The sequence below is a fragment of the Micromonospora orduensis genome, from assembly GCF_006228125.1.
Lineage (GTDB): Bacteria > Actinomycetota > Actinomycetes > Mycobacteriales > Micromonosporaceae > Micromonospora > Micromonospora orduensis.
Genome location: NZ_VDFY01000231.1, coordinates 23,473 through 37,615, shown reverse-complemented (window position 1 = coordinate 37,615; position 14,143 = coordinate 23,473). Strand labels below are relative to the sequence as shown.

The window sequence follows — 14,143 nt, the reverse complement described above, 5'->3', positions numbered from 1 at the left end:
CACGCGGAAGGGGACCACCATGGCAGCCGGCGACAGTCACGACCCGGTGCACCTCTTCGTCGAGCGGATGGCGTTGACCTTCGCCGAGGTCGGCTTCCCACGGATGGCCGCCCGGGTGCTGTTCACAGTGATGAGCGCCGACGATCCGCTGACCGCCGCCGAGATCGGCGAGCGGCTCGGGGTGAGCGCGGCGGCGGTCAGCGGTGCCGTCCGCTACCTCACCCAGTTCGGCATGCTGATCCGCGAGCCGGTCCCCCGCTCCCGCCGGGACCGCTACCGGATGCCCGACAACCCCTGGTACGAGGCCACCATCACCAAGACCGGGCTCTACAAGACCTTCATCGACGTCGCCGAGGGCGGAGTGGCGGCCCTCAACGGCCCCGACACGCCAGCCGGCGAACGAGTGGCCGAGATGCGCGACTTCTTCGTCTTCGTCCAGGAAGAGATCGACTCGCTCGGTGAACGCTGGCGGGTCCGTCGGGCCGCCACCGGCCACGTCCGGCCCGGCGAGGCCTGACCGGCTCCGGTCAGTCGGTGTTGCCCCAGCGGGCCTGCTCCAACAGGCGTACGGCCCGGTCGCGGACCTCCACGTCGTCCGAGCGGAGCAGCGTCGTCGCCTCGTCGACCGCGTCGGTGAGCCGCCGCCACTGCGTGTCGCGCTCCCGGACCAGGTCCGACTGCGCGGCCAACTGCCGGGTCTTCACCCACAACTCGACGAAGACCGACACCTTGGCCCGCAGCACCCACGGGTCGAACGGCTTGGTCAGGTAGTCCACCGCGCCCACCTGGTAGCCCCGGAGCGCGAGCTGCGCGTCCCGGTCGGCGGCGGTGAGGAAGATGATCGGCACGTGCCGGGTCCGCTCCCGACGCTTGATGTGGCTGGCCGTCTCGAAGCCGTCCATGTCCGGCATCTGCGCGTCCAGCAGGATCACCGCGAAGTCGTCCACCAGCAACTGCTTGAGAGCCGCCTCGCCGCTCTCCACCGCCACCGACTGGACCGGCAGGCCCTGGAGGATCGCCTCCAGAGCCATCAGGTTCTCCCGCCGGTCGTCCACCAGCAGTGCCTTGGCCATCTGGGTCACGAGGTCTCCTCAGTCCGGCTGCCGCTGATCCAGGACGACATCAACTCGATCAGGTCGTCCAGGTCGACCGGCTTGGTGATGTAGTCGCTGCCACCGGCCGCGAGCGCCGACTCGCGGTCACCAGGCATCGCCTTCGCGGTCAGGAAGACGACCGGTAGATCCGCGAACCGGTGGTTGCGGCGGATCTGGCGGGTGGTCTCGTACCCGTCCTGGTCCGGCATCATGGCGTCCATCAGCACGATGTCCACCTCCGGATGCTCGGCAAGCAGGCGGACGCCGTCCGCCCCGTTGTCCGAGTACAGCACGGTCATCCCGTGCAGCTCCAATGCGCTGGTCAGGGCGAAGACATTCCGCACGTCGTCGTCCACGATCAGCACCGTGGCGCCGTCCAACTGCCGGGTGGCCGGCGCCTCCGGCCGATCCGGCAACAGATCCAGCGGCGGCATCAGCAACGACGACGGCAGACCGGCGCGCTGCGGCGACGGCGGCGACGGCGCGACCACCGCGTCCGGGGCCAGCACCTGGGGTACGAACAGCGTGAACGTCGAACCCTGACCGGGCGCCGACGACACCGTGATGGTGCCGCCGATCAGCCGGGCCAGGTCGCGGCTGATCGACAGACCGAGGCCGGTGCCACCGTAACGGCGGCTGGTGGTGCCGTCCGCCTGCTGGAACGCCTCGAAGATGATCGACAGCTTGTCGTCGGAGATCCCGATCCCGGTGTCGATCACCGTGAACGCGATCACCTGCTGGGCGTTCGTCAGCGCCGGCACGTCGAAGACCGCGTTCTCCGCCGCCGGGGCGATCCGCAGCGTCACCGCGCCGTTGTCGGTGAACTTCACGGCGTTGGACAGCAGGTTGCGCAGGATCTGCTGCAACCGCTGCGCGTCGGTGACCAGCGCGGGCGGCAGATCCTTGCTCACGCGTACCTGGAAGTCGAGGTTCTTCTCCTCGGCCTGCGGCGCGAACGCCTGCTCGACGTAGCCGCGGATCTCCGCGAAGCGGATCTCGGTCGGCTCGACGTCCATCCGACCCGCCTCGATCTTGGACAGGTCGAGGATGTCGTCGATGAGGCGCAGCAGGTCCGAGCCGGAACCGTGGATGGTCCTGGCGAACTCGATCTGCTTCGGGCTGAGGTTCTGCTCCGAGTTCTCCGCCAGCAGACGGGCCAGCAGCAGCAACGAGTTCAGCGGCGTACGCAGCTCGTGGCTCATGTTCGCCAGGAACTCCGACTTGTACGCCGACGCCCGGGTGAGCTGCTGCGCCTTCTCCTCCAGGCCGAGCCGGGCCAGCTCGATCTCCCGGTTCTTCGTCTCGATGTTGCCCTTCTGCTCAGACAGCAGAGTGGCCTTCTCCTCCAGCTCGGCGTTGGTGCGCTGCAACTCCGCCGACTGCTCCTGGAGCTCGTGGGCGAGCCGCTGCGACTGGGCCAGCAGCTCCTCCGTACGCCTGTTGGCCTGGATGGTGTTGACCGCGATGCCGATGGTCAGCACCAGCCGCTCCAGGAACGACAGGTGCAGCTCGGAGAAGGCGGCCACGCTTGCGAACTCGATCACCCCGAGCAACTCCCCCTCGAACAGCACGGGGAGCACCACCAGGTCGGACGGGGGTGTCTCGGCCAGGCCGGAGCGCAGGGTGAGCCGGCTGTTCGGCGAGGCGCTGACCCGGATCGTCCGGCGGGACAGGGCGGTCTGCCCGACCAGCCCTTCGCCCGGGCCGAAGGTGACGTCGTGCCCCCGCGCCACGTACCCGTACGACGAGGTCAGCCGCAGCCGCATGCTGCCGTCGGTGTCGTCGGCGAGGAAGAAGGCGCCGAGCTGGGCGTCGACAAGCGGGGTCACCTCCGTCATGATCATGCGGCAGACCTCGCCCAGGTCCCGCTGACCCTGCAACAGGCCGCCGATGCGGGCCAGGTTGGAGTCCAGCCAGCCCTGCTCGGCGTTCTTCTTTGTCGTCTCCCGGAGGGTGACGATCATCTGGTTGATGTTGTCCTTCAGCTCGGCGACCTCGCCCTGCGCCTTGACCGCGATCCGCTGGGTCAGGTCGCCCCGGGTCACCGACGTGGACACCTGGGCGATGGCGCGCAGCTGGGTGGTAAGCGTGGAGGCGAGCTGGTTGACGTTCTCGGTGAGGTCCCGCCAGGTGCCGGAGACGCCCTTGACCTGGGCCTGACCGCCGAGCTTGCCCTCGATGCCCACCTCGCGGGCCACCCGGGTCACCTCGTCGGCGAACGACGACAACTGGTCGACCATCGTGTTGACTGTCGACTTCAACTCCAGGATCTCGCCCTGCGCGTCCACCGTGATCTTCTGGCTCAGGTCGCCCTTGGCCACGGCCGTGGTCACCGAGGCGATGTTGCGGACCTGGCTGGTCAGGTTCGACGCCATCGAGTTCACGTTGTCGGTCAGGTCCCGCCACGTACCGCTGACGCCCTTGACCTGGGCCTGCCCCCCGAGCTTGCCCTCGGTGCCCACCTCGCGGGCCACCCGGGTCACCTCGTCCGCGAACGACGACAACTGGTCCACCATCGTGTTGACAGTCGACTTCAACTCCAGGATCTCGCCCCGGGCGTCCACCGTGATCTTCTGCGACAGGTCACCCTTCGCCACCGCCGTGGAGACCTGGGCGATGTTCCGCACCTGGGCGGTCAGGTTGGACGCCATCGAGTTCACGTTGTCCGTCAGGTCGCGCCAGGTGCCGGCGACCCCGCGTACCTGGGCCTGACCGCCGAGCTTGCCCTCGGTGCCCACCTCACGCGCGACCCGGGTCACCTCATCGGCGAACGACGACAACTGGTCGACCATCGTGTTGACTGTCGACTTCAACTCCAGGATCTCGCCCCGGGCATCCACCGTGATCTTCTGCGACAGGTCGCCCTTCGCCACCGCCGTTGTCACCGAGGCGATGTTGCGGACCTGGCTGGTCAGGTTCGACGCCATCGAGTTCACGTTGTCCGTCAGGTCCCGCCAGGTGCCGGAGACGCCCTTGACCTGCGCCTGACCGCCCAGGTTGCCCTCGGTGCCCACCTCACGGGCCACCCGGGTCACCTCATCGGCGAACGACGACAGCTGGTCCACCATCGTGTTGACGGTGTTCTTCAGCTCCAGGATCTCGCCCTGCGCGTCCACCGTGATCTTCTGCGACAGGTCGCCCTTCGCCACCGCCGTGGAGACCTGGGAGATGTTGCGGACCTGGCTCGTCAGGTTGCCGGCGAGCTGGTTGACGTTCTCGGTGAGGTCCCGCCAGGTGCCGGAGACGCCCCGCACCTGCGCCTGACCGCCCAGCTTGCCCTCGATGCCCACCTCACGCGCGACCCGGGTCACCTCGTCCGCGAACGACGACAACTGGTCCACCATCGTGTTGACGGTGTCCTTCAGCTCCAGAATCTCGCCCTGCGCCGCAACGGTGATCTTCTGCGACAGGTCACCGCGCGCCACCGCCGTGGAGACCTGCGCGATGTTGCGGACCTGGGCGGTCAGGTTCGACGCCATCGAGTTGACGCTGTCGGTCAGGTCCTTCCAGGTGCCGGCCACGTTCGGCACCTCGGCCTGGCCGCCCAGCTTGCCCTCGGTGCCCACCTCGCGGGCCACCCGGGTCACCTGCTCGGCGAAGAGCCGCAGCGTGTCGGTGAGGTAGTTGATTGTGTGCGCCAGCTCGGCGACCTCACCCTTGGCCGACACGGTGATCTTCTGGGACAGGTCGCCCTTGGCCACCGCCGTCGACACCTGGGAGATCGACCGCACCTGGTAGGTGAGGTTCGACGCCATGGTGTTGACCGAGTCGGTGAGGTCCTTCCACGTGCCGGCGACACCGCGAACGTCGGCCTGACCGCCCAGCTTGCCCTCGGTGCCCACCTCACGGGCGACCCGGGTCACCTCGTTGGAGAACGACGACAACTGGTCGACCATCGTGTTGACCGTGCGACCGATGCGCAGGTACTCACCGCGCAGCGGCCGGCCGTCGATCTCCAGCGCCATGTGCTGCGACAGGTCGCCGTCCGCGACCGCCACGATGACCCGGGCGATCTCCGTGGTCGGCCGGCCCAGGTCGTCGATAAGAGAGTTGATCGCCCGCTGCCCCTCCGCCCAGGACCCGTCCAACCCCTCGTCGTCCAGACGCTCGGTGAGCCGACCGTCCCGGCCGACGATCCGGCTGATCCGCCGCAGGTCCAGGTACTGGCGCTCCTGGAGCGACACCACCTCGTTGAAGGCGTCAGCCACCTCACCGGCCTTGCCAGCACGGCGGGGAAGCCGGACCTTCAGGTCGCCGCGGCCGATCCGTCGCAGCGCCTCGGTCAACTCACCGAGGAGCGCCTCGTGGTCGGACGCGGACGGATCCGCCACCGACTGCTTCGCCGTGGTCATCATTCCTCGCTCAACTCGGGGGCGCCGGTCCGTGCGGACACACCGACACCCCATATTGTGCCCGCGCGCGCCGCGGTGCCAGGGTGCACGACCCGCCGGACCGCCCTGAGCACCGCGCCGATCCACCCATGGGCAACCGATCCGGTACGGTGCGTCGCAGACCTCGTCCGGGTGACGGAACAGCCGCGACAGCCCGGGGGCCACGAACCTCCGCCGCGACGGTGATCGGCTTGGCAGCCGGCGGGAGGACGATGGAGGATACGAAGGTGTCAGCCGAGGCGGGGCCCGCGGCGGCCGGGGCCCGGAACGGGGCGGTCCGGCATGTCAGACTGCCCGCCGACAGGCGTACCCCCGCCGCCGCCCGCGCGGTCGTCCGCTCGGTGCTGACCGAGGCTCACCTCGACGAGCTGGCCAACGAGGCTCTGCTGCTCACCACGGAGCTGACCACAAACGCCGTCGAACACGCCCGCACCGAGTTGGACATCGACGTCGTCGCCGACGAGGTGGGGCTCACCGTGACCGTCTCCGACTTCGCAGCCGGGCCCGGTGACGAGCTGACCGTCGGCGCCCGGAACGACGCCACCGAGATCAACGAGGTGTCCGAGCGGGGCCGTGGCCTGCTGCTTGTCGACCACTTCGCCAGCCGGTGGGGCACCACGTACCTGCCCACCGGCAAGGGCGTCTGGTTCCGGCTGGACCGTCCCGACGCCGACCCGCCCGACGCCGCCGGCAACGCGACACCGACCGGGACGGCCGCGGACAGCTCCGGCCCGAGCGCCAGCGCCATGAGCGAACTCATGCAGACCGCCCCCGACATGTACGCGGACGACCCGCTGCCCGACTTCGCCGCCGGCCTGCTCAGCCGGCTCGCCGAAATGGTGGGAGCGGCCGGCGGCGCGATCCGCCTGGACCGGGGCGACGGGCAGGGCCGGCAGGTGCTGGCCCGCATCGGCCGTCAGCCCCGCCTCGACAGCGAACTGCTCCAGGTGCCGCTGACCGTGCACCGCCCGTACGGCGGGGAGCTGGAGTTGGACGCCGCACCGTCCGCGTACGCCCGGCCCCTGGCGGTGCTGACCGCCGAGCGGCTGTCGCTGCACCTGGAGAACGACCGGCTGCGCCGGGCCGACGTCCGCCGGCAGGCGTGGCTGACGTTCCTGGCCGAGGCGAGCGAACTGCTGGCCCAGTCGTTGGACGTCGAGCTGACCATGGCGTTGATCCCGCAGCTGGTGGTGCCGCGGCTCGGCCAGTGGTGCGCGGTGCACACCACCGACGAGTGGGGTCGGCTGCGGTTGGCGGCGGCGACCCACGCCGACGAGTCGGTGCTGCCGCAGCTGCACAAGGTGCTGGCGGAGACCGGACCGGACTCGATCCAGGCACGGCTGCGCGAGGCGTCGCGCAGCGCGGCGCAGATCCCGCTCGGCGGGCCGATGGAGGGGTTCGCGGTTCCGCTGATCGCGCGCGGGCAGCGGCTCGGCACCCTCGCCGTGGGGCGGCACCAGCGGCACCGGCACGACCCGGACGAGGTGGCAGTCCTGGAGGACGTGGCCCGCCGGGCCGCGCTGGCAATCGAGAACGCCCGCATCCACGCCGAGCGCCGGCGGGTGGCGCAGACCCTCCAACAATCCCTGCTGCCCCCGGTGCTGCCGGTGGTGGACGGGATCGGCTTCGCCGCCGAGTACGTCCCGACCGGCGACGACGCGGAGGTCGGCGGCGACTTCTACGACGTGGTGCCGCTGCCCGACGGGCGTTCGCTTGTGGTGATCGGCGACGTCTCGGGCAAGGGCGTGCAGGCCGCCGCGGTGACCGGGCTGGTCCGGGACGTGATCCGGGTGCTGGTCGGCGACGGCAAGCCGCTGTCGGAGGTGCTGTCCCGACTCAACGAGACGCTTGTCGAGCGGGGCGGCGGCAGGTACTGCACGTTGGCCCTGGCTGCGGTCGGCCCGGGCGGTGGCAACCAGCTGGACGTCGCGCTGCACCTGGCGGGGCACGACCGACCGGTGCTGCTGGCCGGGAAGGGCGGCGCCGGGTTCGTGGGCACCGGCGGCACGGCGCTCGGCCTGCTCGACACGATCACGTCGCCGACGGCGCAGATCAGGCTCGGGCCCGGCGACTCGCTCATCTTCTACACCGACGGCGTCACCGAGCGGCGACGCGGCCGGGAGCTGTTCGGTACCGACCGGCTGCGGGACGCGGCCGCGCCGCTGGCCGGCTACTCGGCCGACGTGGTGGCCGCCCGACTGCGCGCCGCCGCGATCAACTTCTCGGTCGAACCGCCCCGCGACGACATCGCCATCCTGGTGCTGCGCAACGACGCCGCCTGACCGGACGGGTCACAGGCCACCGGGCAGTCGACCGGGGGCGAGCCGGTGATCCGGGTCGAGGTGCTCCTTCGCGGCCCGCAACTGGGCCAGACCGGCGATCTCACCCCAGAGGTCGACGGCCCGCCGGACCGGCGCTGGAGCGGAGACCACGACGCAGCGGCCCTCCCGGGCCATCAACACCCCGCGGACGGCGGCCAGGATGGACGCCACCCGGTCGGGCGCCAGCGCACCGGGCAACGCCGCGTGCACCACGCCCAGCCCGGCCGAACCCCGCACCGGCACCGGGGCGCCGGCCGCGTCGCGCAGCGCGTACACGGCCGCGTGCAGGTCACTGATCGGCACCTCCAGCCGCAGCGCCGTGTCGCCCGGCGCGAACGGGTAACGCCGCCACCACGTCGGGGCGGAGTGCGCGACTGTCGCCTCCCCGTGCAGCAGGCCCACCAGGCGTTCGGCGCGTTCGGTGGCGTCGGCCGGGCCGCCCTCCAACAGCACCACCAGGCTGCCCGCGCGGGACGGCGCACCGGGTCGACCCGACATCGACGGGTGGCGTTCCCGGGCGGTGGCGGACGGATGACCGGGCGGGTACGGCGTACGCGGCCGGGGCGTACCGGCGGGTAGGTCCAGCTCGACGGCCGCCGGGTCCAGTCGGGCGGCGAGGATCATGCGGACCAGGTCGTGCACCTCCAGCGGCGTCCACACCGGACGGGACACCCACAGCCGGCTCGCCGGCGCCGGCTGCACCCGCAGGCTCGCCGAGACCAGCACGCCTAGCGCGCCCTGCGAGCCGCAGAGCAGCCGGGCCAGGTCGAGACCGGGCGCGCCGCCACCGGCGCTGACCAGCTCACCGTCGGCGCCCAGATAGCGGACGCCGAGGAGCTGGTCGCAGGGGCTGCCGTGGCGGTGCCGCAGCGGACCGGCCTCACCGGCGGCGAGCACCCCGCCCAGGGTCGCCCCGGGCGACGGGGCGTCCAAGGCCAGCCGTTGCCCGGTGCGCTCCAGCGTCGCCTGCACCGCCCGCAACGGTGTGCCGGCGCCCACCTCGGCGACCGGCGCACCGACCGGCTCGTGACCGATGCCGGCCAACCGGCCCGTGTCGAGCATGATGTCGACCTGCACCGGCGCGGCACCCCAGTCGATCTTCGTGCCGGCGCCCCGGGGCACCACCGTCAGATCATGTGCGGCGGCCAGCCGCAGCACCTCGGCGGCGGCGTGCGGCCCACCCGGCACCGCCACCCAGCGCGCCCGTCGCCCCGCCACCTCGTCGGCCGCCCCACCCAGCCGGGAGAACGGCGGACCGCAGATCGCCGCCAACCGCCGGGTGATCTCAAGGGCTCCGGACCGGCCGAGGGAACTCGCTGCTGCCGCCATGCCGGCCATCGTACATGTGTTCGAAAGACGTGGTGAGGGATATCGGGATGCCGCTGGTCCGGCGCGTGGCACGGGCCGGCCGGTAACGTGGCCGCCGTGACCACCGAGACTGCCCCGCCCGCGGCGAAGCGGGTGCCCACCGAGCGCACCCACCACGGCGACACCGTCGTCGACGAGTACGCCTGGCTCGCCGTCAAGGACGACCCCGAGACGATCGCCTACCTGACCGCCGAGAACGAGTACACCGACGCGCGCACGGCGCACCTGGCCGAGCTGCGCACCGCCCTGTTCGAGGAGACCCGGCGGCGCACCCTCGAGACCGACCTGTCGGTGCCGACCCGCAAGGGCGGGCACTGGTACTACACCCGGACGATCGAGGGTCAGCAGTACGGGGTGCACTGCCGCCGCGCCGTCCGGGACGGCGAGACCGATCCGCCGGTCAGCGCGGACGGCGCCCCGCTCGACGGCGAGGAGGTGCTGCTCGACGGCAACCTGCTGGCCGAGGGGCACGACTTCTTCTCCCTGGGTGCGTTCGACGTCAGCCCGGACGGTCGCTGGCTGGCCTACTCCACCGACTTCTCCGGCGACGAGCGGTTCACCCTGCGCGTCAAGGACCTGACCACCGGCGAGCTGCTGCCCGACGAGGTGCCGGACACGTTCTACGGCACCGCCTGGTCGGCCGACGCGTCGGTGCTGTTCTACGTCACGGTCGACGACGCCTGGCGGCCGAACCGGGTCTGGCGGCACACCGTCGGCTCGGCCTCCGCCGACGACGTGGTGGTCCACCAGGAGGACGACGAGCGGTTCTGGGTCGGCGTGGAGCTGACCCGCTCGGAGAAGTTCATCCTCGTCGACATCCACAGCAAGGTCACCAGCGAGGTGCTGGTGATCCCCGCCGGCAACCCGACCGGCGCCCCGGCCGTGATCGCGCCACGCCGGCAGGGCATCGAGTACGCGGTGGAGCACCACGGCCACCGCTTCCTCATCCTGCACAACGACGGCGCGGAGGACTTCGCGCTGGCGTTCACCTCGGCGGACGCGCCGGGCGACTGGGTGCCGCTGATCGAGCACACCCCCGGCACCCGGCTGGAGGCGGTAGACGCGTTCGCGAACCACCTGGTGGTGTCACTGCGCACCGACGGGCTCACCGGCCTGCGGGTGCTGCCGGTGGGCAGCGACGACTCGTACGACATCGACTTCCCCGAGCCGCTCTACAGCGTCGGGCTGGACGCCAACCCGGAGTACCGCACCGGGCAGATCCGCCTGCGCTACGCGTCGCTGGTCACCCCGGACTCCGTGTACGACTACGACCTGGTCACCCGGCAGATGGTGCTGCGCAAGCAGAAGCCGGTGCTGCCCGGGCCGGACGGACGGCCGTACGACCCGGCGGAGTACGAGCAGCACCGCGACTGGGCGCTCGCCGACGACGGCACCCGGGTGCCGATCTCGCTGGTCTGCCGGGTCGGCACCCCCCGGGACGGCTCGGCGCCCTGCGAGCTGTACGGCTACGGCTCGTACGAGGCCAGCATGGACCCGTGGTTCTCGGTGGCCCGACTGTCCCTGCTGGACCGGGGCGTGGTCTTCGCGGTGGCGCACACCCGGGGCGGCGGTGAGCTGGGCCGCCGCTGGTACGACCAGGGCAAGATGCTTGCCAAGAAGAACACGTTCACCGACTTCGTCGCCTGCGCCCGACACCTGGTCAAGGCCGGCTGGACGGCAAGCGACCGGCTGGTCGCCCGGGGCGCCTCGGCCGGTGGCCTGCTGATGGGCGCGGTGGCCAACCTCGCCCCGGACGCGTTCGCGGGGATCGTCGCGCAGGTGCCGTTCGTGGACGCGCTCACCTCGATCCTCGACCCGTCGCTGCCGCTGACCGTCACCGAGTGGGAGGAGTGGGGCAACCCGCTCGAGGACCCCGAGGTGTACGCGTACATGAAGTCGTACACGCCGTACGAGAACGTGGCCGCCGTGGACTATCCGGCGATCCTCGCGGTGACCAGCCTCAACGACACGCGGGTGCTCTACTCGGAGCCGGCGAAGTGGATCGCCCGGCTGCGGGCGACCGCACCGCAGGGCGACTACCTGCTCAAGACCGAGATGGGCGCCGGGCACGGCGGGCCGAGCGGCCGTTACGACGCCTGGCGTGAGGAGGCGTTCATCAACGCCTGGATCCTGGACCGCCTGGGCCGGGCCTGACGACGGGCGGCGGCGGCGATGACCGATGAGGACGAGCCGGGGTCGGCGCCCCGGCGCGCGTCCGCCTGGATGATCCTCGCGGTGGTCGCCGCCGCCCTGCTCGTGTGCTGCTGCTCCGCCGCCGTCGGCCTGCTGATCTCCTGGTCGGCCGGCCTCTTCCACGCCCCGACCTGACCGGCCGACGGCTGGCGCCGGGCCGAGGGAGCGTCAGCCGCGGCCGGCGCCGACCAACACCGCCGCCTCGCCGGTCCGCACCATCCGCTGCCAGCGCAGCCGGTTGCCGACCAACGCGGTGACCACCGACTGCACCACCACCAGGTACATGAGCTGCCGGTAGACCAGTTGCTGGAACGGCAGCGACCAGAGCGGGCCGTACCGCTCCCGGTCCAGTCGCAGCGCGTACGCGGCGGTGGCCGCCTGCAGCAGCAGCAGCCCCGCCCAGGCCAGGGCGAGGGTCGACCAGGGCAGGAAGAGCAGGCCGTACACGGCGAACACGTCGACCGCGGGCGCGGTGAGCGGCAACACGATCTGGAACACCGTGAGGTACGGCAGGCCGCGTCGGCCCAACTTGCCTCCGGCGCCCGACTCGCGCAGCGCGTGCCGGTGCTTCCACATCGCCTGCATCGTGCCGTAGCACCAGCGGTAGCGCTGCCGCCAGAGCTGGCGCAACGACGACGGGGCTTCGGTCCAGGCGATGGCCGACTCCTCGTAGACGACCCGCCAGCCGGCCCGCAGCACCTTCATGGTCAGGTCGGTGTCCTCGGCCAGCGTGTCCGACGGCACCCCTCCCACCCGCAGCAGCACCTCGCGGCGGAACGCGCCGATCGCGCCGGGGATGGTCGGCATGCACTCCAGCACGTCGTACATCCGTCGGTCGAGGTTGAAGCCGATCACGTACTCCAGGTGCTGCCACCGGCCGAGCAGCCGACGCCGGTTGGCGACCTTGGTGTTGCCGCTGATCGCGCCCACCGACGGATCCGCGAAGCCCTGGACCAGCCGGTGCACGGTGTCCGGCTGGAAGACGGTGTCCCCGTCGACAAGCACCAGCAGGTTCGCCCGGGCCGCCCGGATACCGGTGTTCAGCGCCGCCGGCTTGCCCGCGTTGGCCTGCCGGATCACCCGTACCCCGCGCAGTCGCATCCGCTCGACGATGTCGGCGGTGCCGTCGTCCGACCCGTCGTCCACCACGATCACCTCCAACGCCGGGTACGCGCTGGCCAGCAGGGAACGAACCGTGGCGGCGATGTTCGCGGCCTCGTTGTACGCGGGCACGATCACCGACACCGGTTCCCGCACCTCGGGACGGTCCCGGCGGGGCCGGCGGACCCGGCGCACGTGCCGCTGGGCGCAGAACACCTGCACCGCCAGACGCGCGACCCCGAGCACCAGTGCGGTGGCGAGCAGGACGTTCATCACCCCGGCGGACCAGCGGGCAGCGGTCTGGGTCCAGCGCAGCGCGGTGCCGCTCAGCCGGGTACCGACGCCCGCCGGAACCATCGACGGCGAGGCGTCGATGCCGGCGGAGACGGTGGTGAACCGGTAGCCCTGTTCGGTCAGCGCGGGCAGCAACCGGTCCAGCGCGGCGATGGTCTGCGCCCGGTCGCCGCCGCCGTCGTGCATCAGCACCACCGCTCCCCGTCCCCGCTTCGGGGTGGCCGCCCGGACGATCTGGTCGGCGCCGGGACGCTGCCAGTCCCTGGTGTCCAGGTCGGCGAGCACCGCGACGTGCCCGGCACCGGCGGCGGCGCGCAGCGCGGCGTACTCGGACCCGGTCAGCGCCGCCGGCACCGAGGAGAACGGCGGCCGGAGCAGGGTCAGTTCCCGGCCGGTGGCCGACGCGACCGCCTTGCGGGTCAGCGACAGTTCGATGTCACGCCGCCACGACGGCACGTCGGCGAGGTCGGCGTGGGTGAACGTGTGCGACCCGATCTCGTGCCCCTCGGCGAGGATCCGCCGGACCAGTTCGGGGTGCTCGTTGACCCGGCCACCCACCACGAAGAAGGTGGCGTGCGCGCCGTGCCGGCGCAGCACGTCGAGGATCTGTGGCGTCCAGCGCGGGTCCGGCCCGTCGTCGAAGGTCAGCGCGATGGTGCGGTCCGGCAGCGCCCGGCTGACCGGTTCAGCGCGGTCCAGCCGGAGCACCGGGCCACCCGAGCTGACGGCGGCCGGCACGTCCGGCGAGGGCCGGGCGGTGGCGTTTCCCGAGCCGCCCGCGAGACCGCTCACCAGGCCGTTGACGGTGAGCGCCGCCAGCAGCAGGAGCAGCCCGAGCAGGAGCAGCAGCCAGTGCGCCCGAGGGTCACGCCGGGCCACGTGTTTCGCCATCGTCACTGCGGCTTACCGGGCGATTTGCTCGGCTTGGCGGTGGGGCGGTGCTCGTCGCCACGACCCGGTTGGTCGGTGGCGGATGGCGCCCCGGTGGGCGTGGCGGCCGTGGTCCGGGACCGGTCGCCGGTGGTCGGGGTGGCGCGCGGCAGCGGCGCCGACGTGCGGGCCACCGGCGACGGCGACGGCGACTCGGCCACCCGGGGCGGCGTGATCCCGTCCACGCCGGCCTCCACCGGGCGCGTCCCCCGGGAGTCGTCCGACCAGCCGGGCAGCGGCACCGAGGTGTCCAGGAAGAGCCCCGCGGCGATCAGGGCGAGGCTGGTGAGCAGGCCAAGGCCCATGGCGGTGCCCGCGATGACGGTCAGTCGGCGGCGACGCCCGGTGCCGTCGACGAACACCGGCGGGGCTGAGCCCGGTTGGTTGTGCATCTGGCGAACTCCCACCGTCACCACGCCGGGACCGTCCGGCCCGACGCCGGAGACCCGAT

The 14,143-nt window shown here is 71.8% G+C and carries 9 protein-coding genes; 4 read left to right on the top strand and 5 right to left on the bottom strand.

Features of this window, described 5'->3' with window-relative positions:
* Nucleotides 1-19 precede the first annotated feature (19 nt).
* Nucleotides 20-517: a GbsR/MarR family transcriptional regulator gene (locus FHG89_RS26350; RefSeq protein ID WP_139587101.1), complete on the top strand. Its 498-nt coding sequence runs from the start codon at nt 20-22 to the stop codon at nt 515-517.
* A gap of 10 nt (nt 518-527) precedes the next feature.
* Here the strand turns inward: FHG89_RS26350 and FHG89_RS26345 are convergent, their stop codons facing one another.
* Together FHG89_RS26345 and FHG89_RS26340 are read right to left on the bottom strand one after the other, a co-directional pair.
* Complete coding sequence (locus FHG89_RS26345) at nt 528-1,082, bottom strand: response regulator (protein ID WP_139587100.1); 555 nt, start codon at nt 1,080-1,082, stop codon at nt 528-530.
* Entirely contained in the window at nt 1,079-5,446 is a 4,368-nt protein-coding gene (locus FHG89_RS26340) for a HAMP domain-containing protein (protein WP_139587099.1), read from the bottom strand. Before FHG89_RS26340 ends, FHG89_RS26345 begins: the two co-directional genes overlap by 4 nt.
* A gap of 266 nt (nt 5,447-5,712) precedes the next feature.
* Between FHG89_RS26340 and FHG89_RS26335 the strand changes: the two genes are divergently transcribed.
* Entirely contained in the window at nt 5,713-7,767 is a 2,055-nt protein-coding gene (locus tag FHG89_RS26335) for a SpoIIE family protein phosphatase (RefSeq protein ID WP_139587098.1), read from the top strand.
* 9 nt (nt 7,768-7,776) lie between these two features.
* On the opposite strand, the gene FHG89_RS26330 is transcribed toward FHG89_RS26335, so the two are convergent.
* Complete coding sequence (locus FHG89_RS26330; protein ID WP_139587097.1) at nt 7,777-9,135, bottom strand: FAD-binding oxidoreductase; 1,359 nt, start codon at nt 9,133-9,135, stop codon at nt 7,777-7,779.
* A gap of 96 nt (nt 9,136-9,231) precedes the next feature.
* On the opposite strand from FHG89_RS26330, the gene FHG89_RS26325 reads away from it, so the two are divergent.
* Nucleotides 9,232-11,328 carry a S9 family peptidase gene (locus tag FHG89_RS26325; protein WP_139587096.1) on the top strand — a complete coding sequence of 699 codons (2,097 nt, stop codon included), beginning with the start codon at nt 9,232-9,234 and terminating at the stop codon, nt 11,326-11,328.
* An 18-nt stretch (nt 11,329-11,346) separates the two neighbouring features.
* Nucleotides 11,347-11,502 carry a hypothetical protein gene (locus tag FHG89_RS33125; protein WP_167517531.1) on the top strand — a complete coding sequence of 52 codons (156 nt, stop codon included), beginning with the start codon at nt 11,347-11,349 and terminating at the stop codon, nt 11,500-11,502.
* Nucleotides 11,503-11,535: 33 nt separating this feature from the next.
* On the opposite strand, the gene FHG89_RS26320 is transcribed toward FHG89_RS33125, so the two are convergent.
* Both FHG89_RS26320 and FHG89_RS26315 read right to left on the bottom strand, forming a co-directional pair.
* Nucleotides 11,536-13,653, bottom strand: coding sequence for a bifunctional polysaccharide deacetylase/glycosyltransferase family 2 protein (locus FHG89_RS26320; RefSeq protein ID WP_139587095.1), 2,118 nt, complete (start codon nt 13,651-13,653; stop codon nt 11,536-11,538).
* Between the two features lie 2 nt (nt 13,654-13,655).
* Nucleotides 13,656-14,084, bottom strand: a complete 429-nt coding sequence (locus FHG89_RS26315) for a hypothetical protein (protein WP_139587094.1) — start codon at nt 14,082-14,084, stop codon at nt 13,656-13,658.
* Between the last annotated feature and the right edge of the window lie 59 nt (nt 14,085-14,143).

Coding starts and splice junctions, on each gene's coding strand:
- FHG89_RS26350 (WP_139587101.1), top strand. CDS start 20: ATGGCAGCCGGCGACAGTCACGACCCGGTGCACCTCTTCGTCGAGCGG.
- FHG89_RS26340 (WP_139587099.1), bottom strand. CDS start 5,446: ATGACCACGGCGAAGCAGTCGGTGGCGGATCCGTCCGCGTCCGACCAC.
- FHG89_RS26330 (WP_139587097.1), bottom strand. CDS start 9,135: ATGGCGGCAGCAGCGAGTTCCCTCGGCCGGTCCGGAGCCCTTGAGATC.
- FHG89_RS33125 (WP_167517531.1), top strand. CDS start 11,347: ATGACCGATGAGGACGAGCCGGGGTCGGCGCCCCGGCGCGCGTCCGCC.
- FHG89_RS26320 (WP_139587095.1), bottom strand. CDS start 13,653: ATGGCGAAACACGTGGCCCGGCGTGACCCTCGGGCGCACTGGCTGCTG.
- FHG89_RS26315 (WP_139587094.1), bottom strand. CDS start 14,084: ATGCACAACCAACCGGGCTCAGCCCCGCCGGTGTTCGTCGACGGCACC.